The organism is Aquabacterium fontiphilum, assembly GCF_009909205.1.
GTDB lineage: Bacteria > Pseudomonadota > Gammaproteobacteria > Burkholderiales > Burkholderiaceae_C > Aquabacterium > Aquabacterium fontiphilum.
This window is the reverse complement of record NZ_JAAAPN010000023.1, coordinates 1-1,835: the sequence shown is the minus strand read 5'-3', so window position 1 is coordinate 1,835 and position 1,835 is coordinate 1. Positions and strand designations below refer to the sequence as shown.

The 1,835-nt window shown below is 64.3% G+C and carries 2 protein-coding genes; both read left to right on the top strand.

The genetic code is table 11. The features are described 5' to 3' along the window. The coding region (locus GTZ97_RS16385) for a recombinase family protein (RefSeq protein ID WP_161652070.1) at positions 1-423 on the top strand (423 nt) is incomplete at its 5' end. Positions 424-934: 511 nt separating this feature from the next. Next, positions 935-1,693 carry a hypothetical protein gene (locus GTZ97_RS16380; protein WP_161652068.1) on the top strand — a complete coding sequence of 253 codons (759 nt, stop codon included), beginning with the start codon at positions 935-937 and terminating at the stop codon, positions 1,691-1,693. Positions 1,694-1,835 lie beyond the last annotated feature (142 nt).

Here is a 1,835-nt window from a genome sequence, read left to right as displayed (position 1 = left end):
GAGTACATCCGGGAGGGGGACTCCCTGCATGTCTACGCCGTGGACCGGCTGGGGCGGGATGCCCTGGACGTGCAAGCCACGGTGCGCCTGCTGCTGACCAAGGGGGTCGAGGTCCACGTGCATGGCCTGGGGGTCATTGCAAAGGGCGTGGGTGAACTGATCCTGGCGGTTCTAGCCCAGGTGGCAGACATGGAGCGACAGCGCATCGTGGAGCGTACCCAGGCCGGCCGACAGACAGCGCGGGAAGCCCTGGAGCGCACAGGCAGGACCCACAAGGGGAAGACCAGCCTGGGCCGACCCAAGGAGCAGGACCCCAAGGAGGTCAACGCCTGGAGGGCAGCCCACAAAGCCAGCATTGCGGAGACAGCCCAGCACTTTGGCCTCTCTGTGTCGTCGGTCAAGAGGTACGCAGCCCAGGCCTGAGACACCCAGCAGCCACCCCGGCCCCCTCGGCAACAGCCCTGGGGGCTTTTCTTTTGGCCCAGCCCTAGGCCAGCAGCGGCAGTGCCACCCCGTCCAGTCGAGCAGGGGACCGAGGCGTGACGGTATCGCCCCGGGAGGGCCCTAGACATGGGCCTAGGAGGCCTCAGGAGGCCCTGGGAAGCCCGCTAGACCCCGGCTATAGCCAAAGGCCAGCAAGGGCCTAGGGGGACGCCTAGGGCGCACCTGGGAGCCCATGGGGGCCTTTGGTCTTACCAACCCTCAACGGAGAACGCAATGCAACACAGTCACCCCGGCCCAGCTCAGGGCCAACGGGAGAAGGTGGTCTTCCGGACCATCCCCATCCCGGTTTCAGCCTTCGACCACATCAAGGATACCCAGCGGGCTATCGAGGCCCGGACGGGGCACCCGGCCACGTTCAACGAAACGATGGCGCTCATTGTCCGAGAGCACAAGCAGCACACGCAGAACACGAATAACGGAGAACACGGGCATGGCAGCCAAGCCGGAAACCGAGTCGCAGCAATCCTGCGGTGACGGCATCGAGTGGCGGGAGGAATGGCTCTCCCGCAGTGAGGTGATTCGTTCGAACACTCTGCAGGTTCGACACAAGGTAGACGACGCCGCAGTGCGCCGGTACTGCGAAATGACCAAAGCGGGGAGCCAACCACCACCCATCAAAGTAGCCGCGGTGACCGAGGGGGGCAAAACGAATCACTACCTTATCGACGGGTTCCACAGATGGGCTGCGGGCGCTCTGGTGCTGCAGGGCCCCGAGTACGACCCCATGGTGCTTGCGCTAGTCGCCCCAATGAGCATGCGTGAAGCTGCCTGGGCGGCCGCAGATGCAAACATGCGGCACGGGGTGCAACTGAAGCGCAAGGAACGGCGGGATGTTTTCAGGGCCTTCATAAGGGCGGGCAAACACCGTACGCGTGGTGGCTATCTCACTGGACGCCAGATTGCCGCGACCCTCATGATGTCGCACAGCACCATTGCGTACTGGCTAAAAAAGGACTTTCCCGGAATCGCCCAGCGTATGGGGAGCGACGCAGGGGCGGCCCCTGGGGGCCTCCGAGAGCTACCACCAGTCCCGTCGCGGGGGGATGAGGTACTAACGGAGGTTGCTCGAATAAAGGGCGTGGCCCTGAGCCTGCCCACACAAGAGAAGCGCAGGGTGCATGCGGCCATATGGAGCCTGCTACAGGACATGGGGGAGCCCGAGACCGACCCCGAAGAAGACGCGTTCTGATGAACACCCCAGGGGAGCAAGCCCAGGCCCACCTGGGGTGTCCAAATTGGACACCTACAGTCAACAGAAAAGCGAGAGACGCCAGTGTTCATCGGGCCTCTCGTACGATTAACCACGGCGGCGCGTGCACGCCCCAGGGCGG